Below are 12,971 nucleotides of genomic sequence, written 5' to 3'. Positions count from 1 at the left end.
CTTAGAGGACGACGGACATGGCAAAGAACGTGGCCACGGTCGACGATTTCGAGAAGCTCAAGAACCCCGATACCGGCCTGGTGCCGATGTCGTTTCTCGTGCCGACCATCACCGAGCGCGTCGGAGATATTCGCGGCGCCGAGCCCTACACGGCGCTCCGCTGGTACAACGACGGGCTGGCCGAGCCGACCGCGAAGCTGAACGCTGCCCCGGCGCAGCAGCAGCAGCGGGCCTCGACGGATCCGGATGTCGAGCGGAAGGCGGCAATCGAGATCCCGACTGCCTGGAACGACGACCATCACCTTCAGCGGATCGCGCTGGCGAAGAAGATCGCCGGCAGCGATGCGAGCCTCACCGCCGATCAGGCCGACAAGGTGATCGCGGACGAGCTCGCCCGGCGTCAGGTGGCGGGGACCGGACCGAACGCCCTGACCACGCAGCAGACCGTCACCCGCTGATGGCCGGCGATCACAAGGATGGCGCGGAGACCCCGCGCCAGACCCGCTCGTCGGACGCCGAGATCGAGCGCTACCGCGCCGACCGCCAGCGGCCGAAGACGCTCACGCGCCCGCCCGCCGACAAGATGGCTCGGCCGGCCACCGGCCGCGGCTACGAGACGAAGTGAGGCGACGACGTGGACGTGCGCCGCATCTCCGATCCGCTGACGCCTGAGGCGAAGCTCGAGGTCGTCACGCTGGAGAAGGCGAAGGCGCACCTCCGCGTCCGCCACGCCGACGAGGACGACCTGATTCAGGATCTCATCGTCACCGGCTTCGACTTCCTTCACGGTCCGGATGGGTGGCTCAACGGCTACTGCCTCCTCGCCGAGCAATTCGAGCTGTTTCTCCCGGCCATCAACTCGACTGCCGAGCTGCCGCTGCGGCCGGTCGAGGATGTCGATGCTGTGGCCGTGGCCAGCTTGGTCGACGGCGCCTATGAGGCGGCTCCGGCTGGCACTTTCGTCACCGCGACCGAGAACAATTTCGCTGTCGTGGCACGGCTACTGGCCGCGTCCGTAGATCCGGCCGGGCCCCGTGCCTACCGGATCGCTTTCAGCGCGGGACATGCCAGCGCCGACGCCGTCCCGATGTCGCTGAAGCAGTCGATCCTGCTCCTCGTCGGGCACTGGTACGTGAACCGCGAGGCCACGCTGAACACTGCGCAGGGCGGCACCACGATCTCGCGCCAGGTCGAGTTCGGCCTGAAGGCGCTTGCGGGGCGCCTGCGCGTCAGCCCCGACCACTCGTAACGGCGCGGCTTCGGCCATCCGATCGGGAGGAACACGATGAGGTCATGGCACGCCATCCTCGCCGTCCTGCTGGTGCCCTTCATGATGGCACAGACGATCCCCTACCAGGGGCCGTCGAACAGCTACTCGGTCGACAATCCGCTGCCGGCGATGACGATGCCGTTCGCCCGGCTGCATCGCGATCCGATTCGGCTGAAGGACATCGGCCCGACGCCCAAGACCTTCCCCGTGACCCTGCCGGCCGGCGCCACGACGTACCGCGTTGCCATCCCGTGCGACGTGGATGTGCGGCTGTTGGGCACCAACGATCCGACCGAGCAGGTCACCGAAGACAAGGGCATGATCTATCTTGCCCGCACCGAAGCTACGATGGGGACGAGCCACCCCACCTTCATCTCGGCGATGACGATGGGCACACCGGGCTACACGTGTACGCCCGAGATGCACTACGGCCGGAGCGGCGGCTGATGCGCGCGCTGCTCTCCTTGGCGCTGTGTCTCGCGCTCGCGGCGCCGATTCCAGCCGATGCACGATCCATCGGCTACAGCCTCAAGTCCATGCAGGGGCCAGCCGGTCCCGCTGGACCGCCCGGGCCTCAAGGAGACCGCGGTAATGCAGGACAGCCCGGCGACCGCGGACCCGCTGGCGATGTGGGCGCAGCAGGCGCTCCAGGCGCAGACGGTCGCCCTGGACCTGTCGGTCCGGCTGGGCCTCCTGGCCGCGACGGCGTCGATGGTGTGGCTGGACCTGCTGGTGCCCCCGGCGCGCGCGGAGACGCCGGCCCAGCGGGCCCGGCGGGAAGCTCCGGCAAGGACGGCGCGGCTGGTCCGCAGGGGAATCCCGGAGACCGTGGCCCGGCAGGGCCTGCGGGTGCTGTAGGAGCGACCGGTGCGGCAGGAGCGAAGGGCGACACTGGCCCGGCTGGGCCTCGTGGTGACGCTGGCAGCATTGGCCCTGCCGGGCCTGTTGGTAGCATTGGGCCAGCCGGAGCGCCGGGCGCTGCCGGTGGGCTCGGTCCTGCTGGTCCTGTCGGTCCTGCTGGCGCTCATGGTGATACCGGACCCCAAGGACCGGTAGGCGCAAAGGGGGAAACAGGTGTCACAGGATCAACCGGCGCGACCGGCGCCAAAGGTGCGCAGGGCGATGTCGGCCCTGCTGGTGCAACTGGCCCGGCTGGACCCACCGGTCCCGCAGGCGCACAGGGCAGCACTGGACCTGCAGGCCCTGCTGGACCCGCAGGAGCAGCCGGTGCGAAAGGCGAAACGGGAGCGCAGGGCCCCGCCGGCGCAGTCGGTGCGACCGGTCAAACCGGCCCCCAAGGCGCCACCGGTTCGCAAGGCCCCCAAGGTCTGACCGGAGCCACGGGTGCGACCGGTCCCGCCGGACCGAAGGCGGCGCAGTTCATCTGCAACGCCACGATCGGCGAGACGACGCTGATCTCGATCTCCTCCGGCATCCGGACGAAGACCGGAATCACCTGCTCGGGCGTGCTGACCACCGACGTGCTTGAGGTCTACCCGACGGCTCCCGGCACCTTCCCGGATGGCTATGCCGTGCACCACGCGCTGCCGACCGCGGCGAACACGATGAAGGTGGTGCTGAGCGTGCCGGCCATCGGAATTGGCGGCTCCTACTCCATCCCCGTGGCTGTCTACGCGGTAAACCGATGATCGCGGCAGCCGGGACCCTCAACCAGCGCGTCCAGTTCCTGCGGCGCTCCGCAGGCACGTACGGGGCGATCAGCGACGTTCAGTGGGGACGGCTCGAATACGAGCGGGCGGTCACGGTGAGCATCGTGGGTGTGACGCTCCAGGGGCGCGGCGGGCGACTTACGGTGCGCTCTTGCGATCTGACCCGCGGACTGAAGGTGGGAGATCGGTGCGAGCTTGACGGCGACGTTTTCACGATCACCATCCGCAAGGCCTCAGCGGTCAACGCGGACGACGTTCACCTCGAGATCGAATCGGCGCCGACGGCTGACCTCTACGCGCGGGAGATCGATCGCCGCGGCGAGGTGGTCTCGTTGCGACGGCGTAAGCCGAACAGCGTCCCGCCGACGTATGACGCCCAGATCGACGTCAGAGCCATCGTGACGGGCTATGCGCCATCCGAGCTGATCGGCGGCATCACGCAGGGCGACAGCCGGGTCATCATGCTGGCGAAGGACGTGGTCGCCGGTGGATTCCCGCTACCGTTCAAGGTCAGCAGCACCGACGTCGTCTTCGTGAACGGCGTGCAGCGGACCCTGAAGGCGATCGACGACAATACCCACCGAGTGGCCGGCGAGCTTCTCGCCTACGACTGCACGGTTCGGGGCTGATGGCCCGCGCCACCCGCCTGAAGCCGCTCGCCCGGGAGCTGACGATCGCCGTGCAGCGCGCACTCGCCCCGCAGGCACGGCAGAAGCTGATCGCCGGCGTGGCTCGGCGCGCGCTCGCTGATGCGGAGGAGGTGAACACTCGCGTGCTTGGCCGGACGCCGCAGCACAGCACCTTCGTGGACGGCAGGTCGGGCGCGCCGCTGGAATCGGTAAACCCCGACCGCGGTGAGATCGTCTTCCGCTTCAACTTCGCCACCGACCTGTTCGAGTGGGTCGAGGAGCAGCTCATCATCCACTCGCCGGTGGGCGATACGCCGAAGAGTCCGGAATACAGCAAGAGCCACATCTTCTTCGCAGACGGCGAGCAGGCTGATCCTGCTGCGCCCGGCGAGGGCGACGTGTTCGTGTTCCTCTCGACGGTGCCCTACGCGCGAAAGATTGAGCGAGGGCTGTCTTCGCAGGCGCCGGAAGGTGTCTACGAGGTGGTCGCGGCCCTGGCCCAGCGCCGGTTCGGCAATCTCGCTCGGATCCAGTTCGGCTACCGCTCCTTCCAAGAGGGCGCGATCGTCTACAACGTGGGCAAGACCGAGCTGCGCCAGCGATACGGACGCGCCACCGCTCACGAGCTGATCAAGCGGGAGCGCGATACACGCCAGCCCGCCATCATCATCACGATGCGCTGACGCCATGGCCAAGAAGCACGTCGTCGCGACGGTGAAGCAGGTGCTCACCGATTGGACCCCCGTGTCCGGAGGCAAGCCGGACATCGTCTATCCCTACGGCGACGGACAGATCCCGGCCGCTCCGAGCCCGTACCTGTTCGTGCAGTTTCCAGTCGCGAATGGCGAGCGCACGACGCACAGCCGCAGCTTCGTCGAGGAAGGCGCAGCACGGATCGTCATTTTCTCGGAAGCGGGCGGCGGCATCGACTGGCCGCTTGAAATCGGCGAGCAACTCGCCGCGCTCTTCCGGGCGAAGAAGATCAATGGCGTCGAGTTTCTGACACCGACATCGCCGCTGATCAACGACGATAACAACGAGGTCAATCAAGTAAAGACCTCTGTCGTCGTTCCGTACCTCTATCACTTCGACGATCCCGACGAGGATTGACGAGGGACTGAGATGGCCGCGCAGCCCAGCGCGCGCCGGTGCGAACCCTTCTGCGGCATGGGCAGCCGTGACAATCGAAAAGGACACCTGTCATGGCGATCAAAACCGCCTCAGGAACTCGCATCTGGATCGGCCCGGCAGTCGATCCGGACGTCGTCACCCTCACCAGCCTGAAGGCCCTGACCGGTTGGGTCGAGATCAAGAAGGTCGAGGACTACGGTGAGTTCGGCGACTCGTCCGGCTCCGTCGAATTCTCCGAGGTCGGCCGCGGCCGCAAGGAGAAGGCGAAGGGCGTGCGCGATGCCGGCACCCTGTCGCTCAAGGTCGGCCTCGTCCAGGGCGACCCCGGTCAGCTCGCGCTGATCGACGCGGAGGCTTCGTCTTCGAACTACGCCTTCCGGATGGAGACCCCGGACGCTCCGATCGACGGCGATCCCAACACGGTCGAGTATTTCGCCGGCCTCGTGATGGGCAAGAAGAAGAACGTCGGCACCACGGACAACGTCCTGCGCCGGACCTTCGACATCGGCATCAACTCCGAGATCTTCGAGGAGCTCGGCAACATCGCCTGATCCAGTTCACGCACGGCTGCTCGCCCCCTCGGCGGCCTGTGCGTGAGGGGCGTGGCGTTCGTCGGGAGCGCCACGCCCCACCACCCGAATCCCGGCAATCCCGAAACCAGGAATTTCGACATGGATCTCGACGATCTCGACACCATCGCTTCGGCCGACGCTGGCGTGAAGATGGAGCTTCGCCACCCGGGCACCGACGAGGTGCTTCTGCAGGCCGACGGCGTCACCCCCGTCACGCTGACCCTGCTCGGCCAGGACAGCAAGGCCTACAAGCACGCCGAGCGGCGCGCGGCCGATCGCCGGATGGCGCGGCAGGCCGAGCGCGGCGGTCGCGTGGCGCTCACCTCCGCGGCGCTCGAGGAGGATCAGCTCAACCGGCTGGTGGCCACCACGACCGACTGGAGCGGCATCCGTTGGGGCGGCGTGGACCAGCCGTTCAACGCGGACAACGTGCGCGCCATGTACAAGACCTGGCCGTGGGCCCTGGAGCAGGCGGTCGCCTTCCAGGAGAAGCGTGCCAATTTTTTGAAGACGCAGCCGGCGACCTGATCGCCTACGCGGAGCAGGTGGCGCGGAAGGACAAGGGTCTTTCCGTGCCGTTCGCCTTGGAGCACGTCTGGAACGGCTTCTGTGCTTTGGCCGGCACCCGGGGCAACAACGGCTTCGGTCTCAACCCGATCACGTTCGGCGAGATCGCGGCCTGGGACGCGCTCACAGGGGCGCGTCTCACGCCGTGGGAGGTCGAGCTCATCAAGCGGATCGACTCCACCGTCCTGCCGATCCTCAACTCGAAGGACAAGGATCGGGAACAGGAGCCGGACACGGTTGCCGCAGCGGATGACATCGCCGGCGTCCGGAGCGTGATGAGTATCCTGAAGGCCAGAGCCAAGGCGGTCTACGGCAAGAAGCCGGCGAACGCCTAAGCAGGCAGCCTCAATCCAAGACGATGCCTTCCTTCGCACAGACGGCTCTGGTGGCGTACTGCCCGCTGTCAGAGCCGGTGATGCTATTGGGCAGGAAAATCGTGTTGTTCTTGAACATCGTGCCGACGAACGCGGTGTCTCCCGCGTACCCGCCGTAGGTGTTCTTGGCATTCACAAAGCCGCAGACTTTGAGAATGCCGGCTGAGTCTCTTGCGGCGATGAATGGCCTATCAAAGCGCGCGCTGTCGGGATCTCTGAGGCTCTGTCGGACACCCTTCTTCACCGCCTCAATCTGCTTCGGGGTCAGTTTCGTCGGTTGTGCCGCCTCCTGCGCGCTGGCCGGGCCAAGCAAAAGCAGCCCGGCCAAAACTGAACCCTGAAATCGCATTCCCGCCTCCTGACCAACGGCGCGCACATAGGCGCGACGGGTCAAGGCGACAACCTGAGGAGATCCGATGGCCGATCTCGACACGATCCAGGAAGTCCGGATTGTCGCCACGACCGAGGGCGATCAGGATGCCGTCCGTGCCATGGGGCAGGTCGGCGCCGCGATCGACAACGTCGTGGTCAAGACGGACAACCTGTCGAAGGCCCAGATCAGCGCGCAGCGGCAGCTCGACGCGACCGCCCGGAAGTACGACCAAGAGTACCGTGCGCTTCAGGATCTCGCTCGCGCGCAGCAGGTGCTGGACCGGGCCCGTTCGCAGGGGCTTTCCGGAACTGACGCTTTCGCCCGGGCACAGGACGCCGTCAGCGCGAAGCTGGCGCTGGTTAGCCAGCAGACGCTGAATGCCGCGGCCACCATCCAGCAATTGGCGCAGGCTTCCGGAGCGCAGAGCAGCATCAACTTCAGCGTCGGGGTGGCCGACGACTTCAACGCGGCCGCGCGCGCGAAGGACATTGAGGCCTACGGCAAGTCGCTCGACGAGCTCCAGGCTCGTTTCGATCCGCTGTTCGCCGCGCAGCAGCAGTACCGGGCCGAGGTTGCTGCCATTTCGGAGGCTGAGAAGCTTGGGGCGCTCACGCAGCAGCAGGCTGCCAAGGCAGTCGACTTCGCCACCAACCGCTACAACAACCAGCGGATCGAGATCCAGAAATCCGAGGATGCGAATGCGCGCCTCGCGAAAGGTGTCGGCCTCAACGCCTACGCCTGGCAGAACCTCTCCTATCAGGTGAATGACGTCGTCACGTCGCTCGCGTCCGGCATCTCGCCGTTCCAGACGCTCGCCCAGCAGGGCGGCCAGATCTTCCAGATCCTGCAGTCCGGGCAAGGCGGCGTCGGCGGCGCGCTGAAGGGCATCGCGGATCGGCTGCTGGCGATCAACCCGCTGGTCGGTGTGTTCGGCGCGCTGGCGGTCGGCCTCGGCCTGGCGGCGATCGCGGCCAATAACTTCGCCAAGGCGCAGCGCGACGTGCAGTTGGCGCTGCTCGGTTCGGGGCAAGGCGCCGGCCTGACCGCTGATCAGATCCAGGCGCTCGCCGAGAAGGCATCCCGCTCGTCCACCATCACGGTCTCGGCCGCCCGAGACATCGAGAAGGCCTTCCTCGATGGCGGCAAGGTCTACGGTGAGGTGTTCGCCAAGGGGATCACCGCAGCCGACGATTTCGCCAAGGCGTCCAAGCAGGACGTGGGCGACGCTGCGAAGTTCATCGCCGGCGCGCTCAGCAACCTCGGTGGCGGTGGATTCGAGGATCTCGCCAAGAAGGCCGGTAACTTCGATTCCGAGTTTGAGAAGACCGTTCGGGAGGCGATCCGCAACGGTGACGACCTCAAGGCCCAGCAGCTTGTGGTCGAGCGGTTCGGCGAGGCCTTCGACAAGGCGTCGTCGAAGGCGACCGGCCTGCAGTCGATCCTCCAGCGCGCCGACCAGACGTTCAAGAACGCGGCCGAGTCGTTCGGCAAGGCCGTGTCTCAGAGCTTCAACGGCGCGCCGCTCCAGCAGCAGATCGACCAGCTTAACGCCGCGCGGAAGAACGCCGTCGCTATCGGCGAGGCGAGCGGCCAACCGGCGGACACGAGCGCCATCGACTCCAAGATCCGGAGGCTGACTACCGCCCTCGGCGAGCAGACCGCCGTTGCTCAGAAGAACGCCGTGGCGGTCCGTGCGAACGCGGACGCCAACGACAAGGTGGTGACCTCAATCTCGGCGCCGGTCCGGTCCCTGAAGGATTTGCAGGACGGCTACGCGACCGCGAACAAGGCGGTGAACGCCTTCGAGGCGCAGCAGGCTGCCGGCGTGAAGATCCCGGTCGACCAGTACAACGCGGCCAAGGAGTCCCTGGCCGGCTACTCTGCCGGCATCAAGGCCTATGCGCTCGCGAACGGCGCCGCCGGCATCGAGGCGGAGAAGGCCCGAAAGGTGCTCGCCGCTGGCCTGCAGACGATTCAGGCGGTGACGCCCGAGCAGAGGGCAGCGGCTCAGAGCGCGACGGTGCTGGCCAACGCCTTCGGCACCGCGGAGTCCGGCACCAAGCGCTCGCGCGAGGCGGCAGAGGCCTACAAGCGGTCCATGGCCGAATCCACCCAGGCAACGGTGAACGCGAACCGGGCCACGGACGAGTCGGCCAAGACCAGCAACCAGCTTGCTGAGGCGACCGTGAAGCAGGGCAACTCAATCGAGTTCCTGCGCGCCAAGCGGCAGGCCGAGACCGAGGCGGCGAACGGCACCATCTCGCAGTCCGACGTCGAGACCCGGACCAAGAAGATCCTGTCCGAGCAGATCGCCACGCTGAATGCGCAGCGGGCTGCCGACATTCGGAGCGCGCGGGATAGCGCAGGCGCACAGCAGCGCGCGAACGATGCTGTGGCCTCGGGTAAGCTCGTATCCGCCGACGCGGCGCGTCAGGTGCAGCTCTACAACCAGCAGGCTCAGCTTCAGCGCGAGATCGACGCCGCCACCGGCGACGAGAGAGTCGCCCTCACGGCGCGCCTGAAGGAGCTCACCGCTGCCACGGAAGCGCAACTCGACGCGGACAAGCGCGCGCAGGTTCTCTCCATGTCGGAGGAGACCAAGCGCCAGATCGACATGCTCACGAAGGAGGGCGAGCTCCTCGGCGCGAATAACCGGGACCGCGCCATCGCGATCGCCCAGCTTCAGGCCGAGCAGAGCCTCAAGCGTCAGGGCATCAGCATCACGGCGCCCGAGAGCATCGCCTACATCAATCAGGAGAAGCTGAAGGCTGACGTCACCTACGCCAAGGACCAGTACACCCGGCTCGCGCAGGATATCTCCTCGGCGATCGGTGGGATCTTCGACGACCTGACCTCGAGCGGCAAAAAGAGCTTCGCCTCGTTCGCAGACAGCTTCTCAAAGGGCTTCTCGCGGATCGGCTCACGGGTGCTGGAGCAGAACATCATCCAGCCGCTCATCAGCGGTGGGCTCGACGGTAAGGGCGGCGGCACTAGCAGCTTCTTCTCGAATTTGCAGAACCTGTTCGACGGCCAGAAGCTGGAGAAGGCCATCTCGACCGGATCCGAGGAAGGCATCTTCTCGGGGCTGAAGAGCCTGTTCGGCGGCAACAAGAGCGGCGCCTCCAACGGCGGGTTCGCTATGGGGGGCCTGGGACAGGGCCTCGCTGCGGCCGGCATCGGCGGCTCGATCGGCTATCAGTCGCAGTCGCCCCTGATTGGCGCGCTCGGCGGCGCGGCGGCCGGGTTCGCGGTAGGCAATGTCCCGGGCGCGCTGGTCGGTGGCGCGGCGGGTCTGATCGGCGGCATCTTCGGTGAGTCCCAGGCCAAAAAGGAAGCCAAGAAGAAGCTGCAGCAGGAGCTCCAGGCCCGGCGCGAGGCGCTGGAGCAGGCTCGTCCGCAGATCGAGCAGCTTGCCCTCATGTTCGAGGGCGGCTCAATCGGCAACGTCGGCAAGCAGATCGCTGATGCCGAGGCGCAGCTAAGGCAGGCAGCAAAGACGGCCAGCGAAGGCGGCGATCAGGCGCTCGCCGACAAGCTGATGAAGGACTACCAGACCTATGTGGCCCGGATGACGGCGGTGTTCGCCGATGGCTTCGAGGGCACGCTGAAGGAGGTCCGAGCCGGCTTCGGCACCAGCGGTCCGTTCGCGCAGGCGCTGTCCCAGGTCCAGCAGTTGGGCGAGGCGATCAAGGGCTTCGTGGCGGATTCCGGCCGGCTCGGCAGCAGCGATGCCATCGCGCGGGCCCGTGAGGCTGCGGTCGAAGACGCGCTCAGCCAACTCGACGCGCCGAAGGAGCTCTCCTCGACCGAGACCGAGCTATCCCGGATCCAAGGCACCGCGGCCGGCCTCAACCAGGTGCTGAAGGATCTCGGGTTCTCCGCAGACGATACCGCGAAGATCATCAACGACCGCACCATCAAGGCGCTCGACGCCCTGAAGGACAAGTTCAACGACGATCTCGGCCGGAAGATCAACGACGCCCAGAACAAGTCGTACCTGAACGACGCCGCGGACCTCATCAAGGAAGTCGCGGGCCTGCGGGCGGACGCGACGTCGGTAGGCGGCGATCTCGGGGCGGTGGACACCTACTTCACGGCGGCTGCGCAGAAGCTGGTCGACGGCAGCCAGCTTGTCGGGAGCGCCTTCAACGACCTGATCGCCAAATTTCCGGAGCTCCAGGGCAAGGTCCACGAGTATTCCGAAACCGCCTCGATGAGCGCGGATCAGGCCGCCAAGGCTGCGGCTCAGGCCCTGTCCGAGATCCAGGACCGCAAGCGCGGGTACGAGGATCGCGCCTTCGCGGTGAACTTCAGCGACGACAGCCTGTCGACCAAGCTGACCGCCTTCGACCGCACCGCCGAATGGGACCAGTGGACCGAGATGGCCAAGGGCGGCCAAGCGCTCGACGACCTGATCGCGACCCAGGTGCTTGAGCGGAACAAGCTGATCGCCGACTACAATGCGGCGGTGAAGGAGCGCCAGCTCACCTTCCAGGATCGCACCTTCGCCGCGACGAACGACACGACGACCTTGGCCGGGCAACTTGCCGAATACGACCGCAAGGCAACCCAGGAGCGAGTCGAGGAGGTCAAGGCCGGCGGCGATGCTATCGCTGATCTGGAGCAGGCGCAGGGCGCCGAGCGCCTCAAGATCATCAACGACTTCGCCAAGCAGGCGACGGACGCGCTCAACGCCCGGCTGAAGGGCTACGCGGACCGGTACTTCACCGCCACGAACGACTCGACCACGCTGGGCGGCCAACTCGACGCCTACAACCGGCAGGCGCTCCAAGAGCGCGAGGACGAGATCAAGGCCGGCGGCGAGGCATTGGCCGAACTGGAGCAGACCCAGGCCGCCGAGCGGCTGAAGATCATCTCCGATTACGGGAAGCAGGCCGCCGATGCTCTGAAGCAGCAGATGGACGCGGCTCAGACCGCGTTCGACGCCTTCGCCAAGAACATCAAGACGTTCCTCGACGGGCTGAAGACGGGGACGGATTCGCCGCTCGCGCCGAAGGACCGCCTTGCCGAAGCTCAGGCGCAGTACAGCGCGCAGCTCGCCCTGGCGCAGGGTGGCGACCGGACCGCGCTCGACAACATCACGCAGTATGCCTCGGCGCTGCTGGACGCGAGCAAGGCCTACAACGCCTCAAGCAGCGCCTATCAGGCCACCTTCCAGCAGGTGCAGCAGACGCTTGCGGCCCTGCCGACGCAGATCTCGGCCGAGCAGTTCATCGTCAACGCGATCACGGACAGCAAGGTCGCAGTCGTGACGGCGACGCAGGCGATGCAGGCGCAGCTCTACGCCGGTCTCCAGGCCAACAGCCCAGGGCTGGTCGCGGCGGCGCTGTACGCCAACTTCGCGATGCTCGACACCTCGGTGAACGGCCTGCTAGACTTCAACGAGTTCTTGGCCGGCCTCGGGCCGCTCGCGACCTCATCCGAGCAGATCCAGGCCCGGCAGATCTTCAACGCGATCGACGCGAACGGCGATGGCCAGATCAGCAAGCTGGAGGCTGCGAACGCCTCGTCGTTCCGCGTCGAGCAGTACACCGCTGCGACCAACAGCAACGCCGCGGCCACCAGCGCCAACGCGGCGGCTACGAACAACACCGTCGCGGTGAACAACGACATCACGGCTGGCCAGAGCAACATCCTGGCCCAGCAGAACGCGATCCTGTCGGGACAGAACCAACTGCTCGACAGCATCAACGGCCTGTCGTCGTCCCAGGTCCAGCTTCAGCAGCAGCTTGTGAACCTCAACGCCTCCATCAACGATCAGAATTCATTCGTGCAGCAAAACACCGCGCGCACCAATGCATTCATGGCGGCGCAGGGCGATTACTATGGGAACACCTACAACGTCCAATCGCTGATGCTGAATAACCTGCGCAGCGCCAACGCTAAGAATGGCGCGGTGACCTATGCCACCGGCGGCTGGATCAGCGGCCCAGGCACCGGAACGTCGGATAGCATCGCGGCGCGCGTGTCGAACGGCGAGTTCGTCGTGAACGCGGCCTCGGCGCGGGTCTACGGCCCGTGGCTGGAGGCGATGAACGACAACCGCTTCACGATGCCGGCGCTGGCCATGCCGATGCCGGTCTCGGCTGGCATGGGCGGCAGCGATGCGATGCTGGCCGAGTTGCGGGCCCTCCGCGAAGAGGTCACGGCCCTGCGGAGCGAAAACCGTGAGGATAGCCGGATGGTGGCCAGCACCACCGCTGCCGGCGCCCGCCACGTCCGCGAGGGCGTGGACGATCACAAGGCCGAGACCCGCAAGGGCAACACCGATCGGCGGCAGGACGCCAGCCGACCCCGCACCGCGGGCACCAAGGCCGCCTGACCGGCCCACCCCTTCACCCTGAAGCCAACCCTACCTTCGCTG

16 protein-coding genes are annotated in these 12,971 nt (G+C 66.6%); 15 read left to right on the top strand and 1 reads right to left on the bottom strand.

All coding sequences use genetic code 11. The features are described 5' to 3' along the window. The first annotated feature begins 17 nt into the window (after positions 1-17). From JOE48_RS09320 to JOE48_RS09270, 14 genes are all read left to right on the top strand, one after another. Positions 18-458, top strand: coding sequence for a hypothetical protein (locus JOE48_RS09320; protein WP_210029348.1), 441 nt, complete (start codon positions 18-20; stop codon positions 456-458). Next, positions 458-625, top strand: coding sequence for a hypothetical protein (locus tag JOE48_RS09315; RefSeq protein ID WP_210029347.1), 168 nt, complete (start codon positions 458-460; stop codon positions 623-625). Before JOE48_RS09320 ends, JOE48_RS09315 begins: the two co-directional genes overlap by 1 nt. Before the next feature lie 15 nt (positions 626-640). Then, positions 641-1,249, top strand: a complete 609-nt coding sequence (locus tag JOE48_RS09310; protein WP_210029346.1) for a phage head-tail connector protein — start codon at positions 641-643, stop codon at positions 1,247-1,249. Between the two features lie 36 nt (positions 1,250-1,285). Next, positions 1,286-1,717: a hypothetical protein gene (locus JOE48_RS09305; protein WP_210029345.1), complete on the top strand. Its 432-nt coding sequence runs from the start codon at positions 1,286-1,288 to the stop codon at positions 1,715-1,717. Positions 1,718-1,861: 144 nt separating this feature from the next. Beyond that, positions 1,862-2,128: a hypothetical protein gene (locus JOE48_RS30240; protein ID WP_245252776.1), complete on the top strand. Its 267-nt coding sequence runs from the start codon at positions 1,862-1,864 to the stop codon at positions 2,126-2,128. A 9-nt stretch (positions 2,129-2,137) separates the two neighbouring features. Beyond that, a complete protein-coding gene (locus JOE48_RS30235) occupies positions 2,138-2,326 on the top strand; it encodes a hypothetical protein (RefSeq protein WP_245252775.1) in 189 nt (62 codons plus the stop codon). Between the two features lie 66 nt (positions 2,327-2,392). Beyond that, on the top strand, positions 2,393-2,602 hold the full coding sequence (locus JOE48_RS30230; RefSeq protein ID WP_245252774.1) for a hypothetical protein: 210 nt from the start codon (positions 2,393-2,395) through the stop codon (positions 2,600-2,602). 134 nt (positions 2,603-2,736) lie between these two features. Then, complete coding sequence (locus JOE48_RS30225) at positions 2,737-2,919, top strand: hypothetical protein (protein ID WP_245252773.1); 183 nt, start codon at positions 2,737-2,739, stop codon at positions 2,917-2,919. Next, positions 2,916-3,569, top strand: coding sequence for a hypothetical protein (locus JOE48_RS09295; protein ID WP_210029343.1), 654 nt, complete (start codon positions 2,916-2,918; stop codon positions 3,567-3,569). Before JOE48_RS30225 ends, JOE48_RS09295 begins: the two co-directional genes overlap by 4 nt. Then, positions 3,569-4,252 (top strand): hypothetical protein, encoded by a 684-nt coding sequence (locus JOE48_RS09290; RefSeq protein WP_210029342.1) that lies wholly within the window; start codon positions 3,569-3,571, stop codon positions 4,250-4,252. Before JOE48_RS09295 ends, JOE48_RS09290 begins: the two co-directional genes overlap by 1 nt. A 4-nt stretch (positions 4,253-4,256) precedes the next feature. Beyond that, positions 4,257-4,679: a hypothetical protein gene (locus JOE48_RS09285; protein ID WP_210029341.1), complete on the top strand. Its 423-nt coding sequence runs from the start codon at positions 4,257-4,259 to the stop codon at positions 4,677-4,679. A gap of 92 nt (positions 4,680-4,771) precedes the next feature. Continuing rightward, positions 4,772-5,251, top strand: a complete 480-nt coding sequence (locus tag JOE48_RS09280) for a hypothetical protein (RefSeq protein WP_210029340.1) — start codon at positions 4,772-4,774, stop codon at positions 5,249-5,251. Between the two features lie 120 nt (positions 5,252-5,371). Continuing rightward, positions 5,372-5,800 (top strand): hypothetical protein, encoded by a 429-nt coding sequence (locus tag JOE48_RS09275; RefSeq protein ID WP_210029339.1) that lies wholly within the window; start codon positions 5,372-5,374, stop codon positions 5,798-5,800. A 17-nt stretch (positions 5,801-5,817) separates the two neighbouring features. Next, a complete protein-coding gene (locus tag JOE48_RS09270) occupies positions 5,818-6,174 on the top strand; it encodes a hypothetical protein (protein WP_210029338.1) in 357 nt (118 codons plus the stop codon). A 10-nt stretch (positions 6,175-6,184) separates the two neighbouring features. On the opposite strand, the gene JOE48_RS09265 is transcribed toward JOE48_RS09270, so the two are convergent. After that, positions 6,185-6,607 (bottom strand): hypothetical protein, encoded by a 423-nt coding sequence (locus JOE48_RS09265; protein WP_210029337.1) that lies wholly within the window; start codon positions 6,605-6,607, stop codon positions 6,185-6,187. 22 nt (positions 6,608-6,629) lie between these two features. On the opposite strand from JOE48_RS09265, the gene JOE48_RS09260 reads away from it, so the two are divergent. Further along, the gene (locus JOE48_RS09260; protein WP_210029336.1) at positions 6,630-12,929 is read left to right on the top strand and encodes a phage tail length tape measure family protein; all 6,300 of its coding nucleotides are present in this window, start codon (positions 6,630-6,632) and stop codon (positions 12,927-12,929) included. The last annotated feature ends 42 nt before the right edge of the window (positions 12,930-12,971 follow it).

The sequence above is a fragment of the Methylobacterium sp. PvR107 genome (assembly GCF_017833295.1).
In the GTDB taxonomy this organism is placed as follows: domain Bacteria; phylum Pseudomonadota; class Alphaproteobacteria; order Rhizobiales; family Beijerinckiaceae; genus Methylobacterium.
Note: the sequence above shows the minus strand (reverse complement) of the source record. Positions and strands in the feature narration are given on the sequence as shown.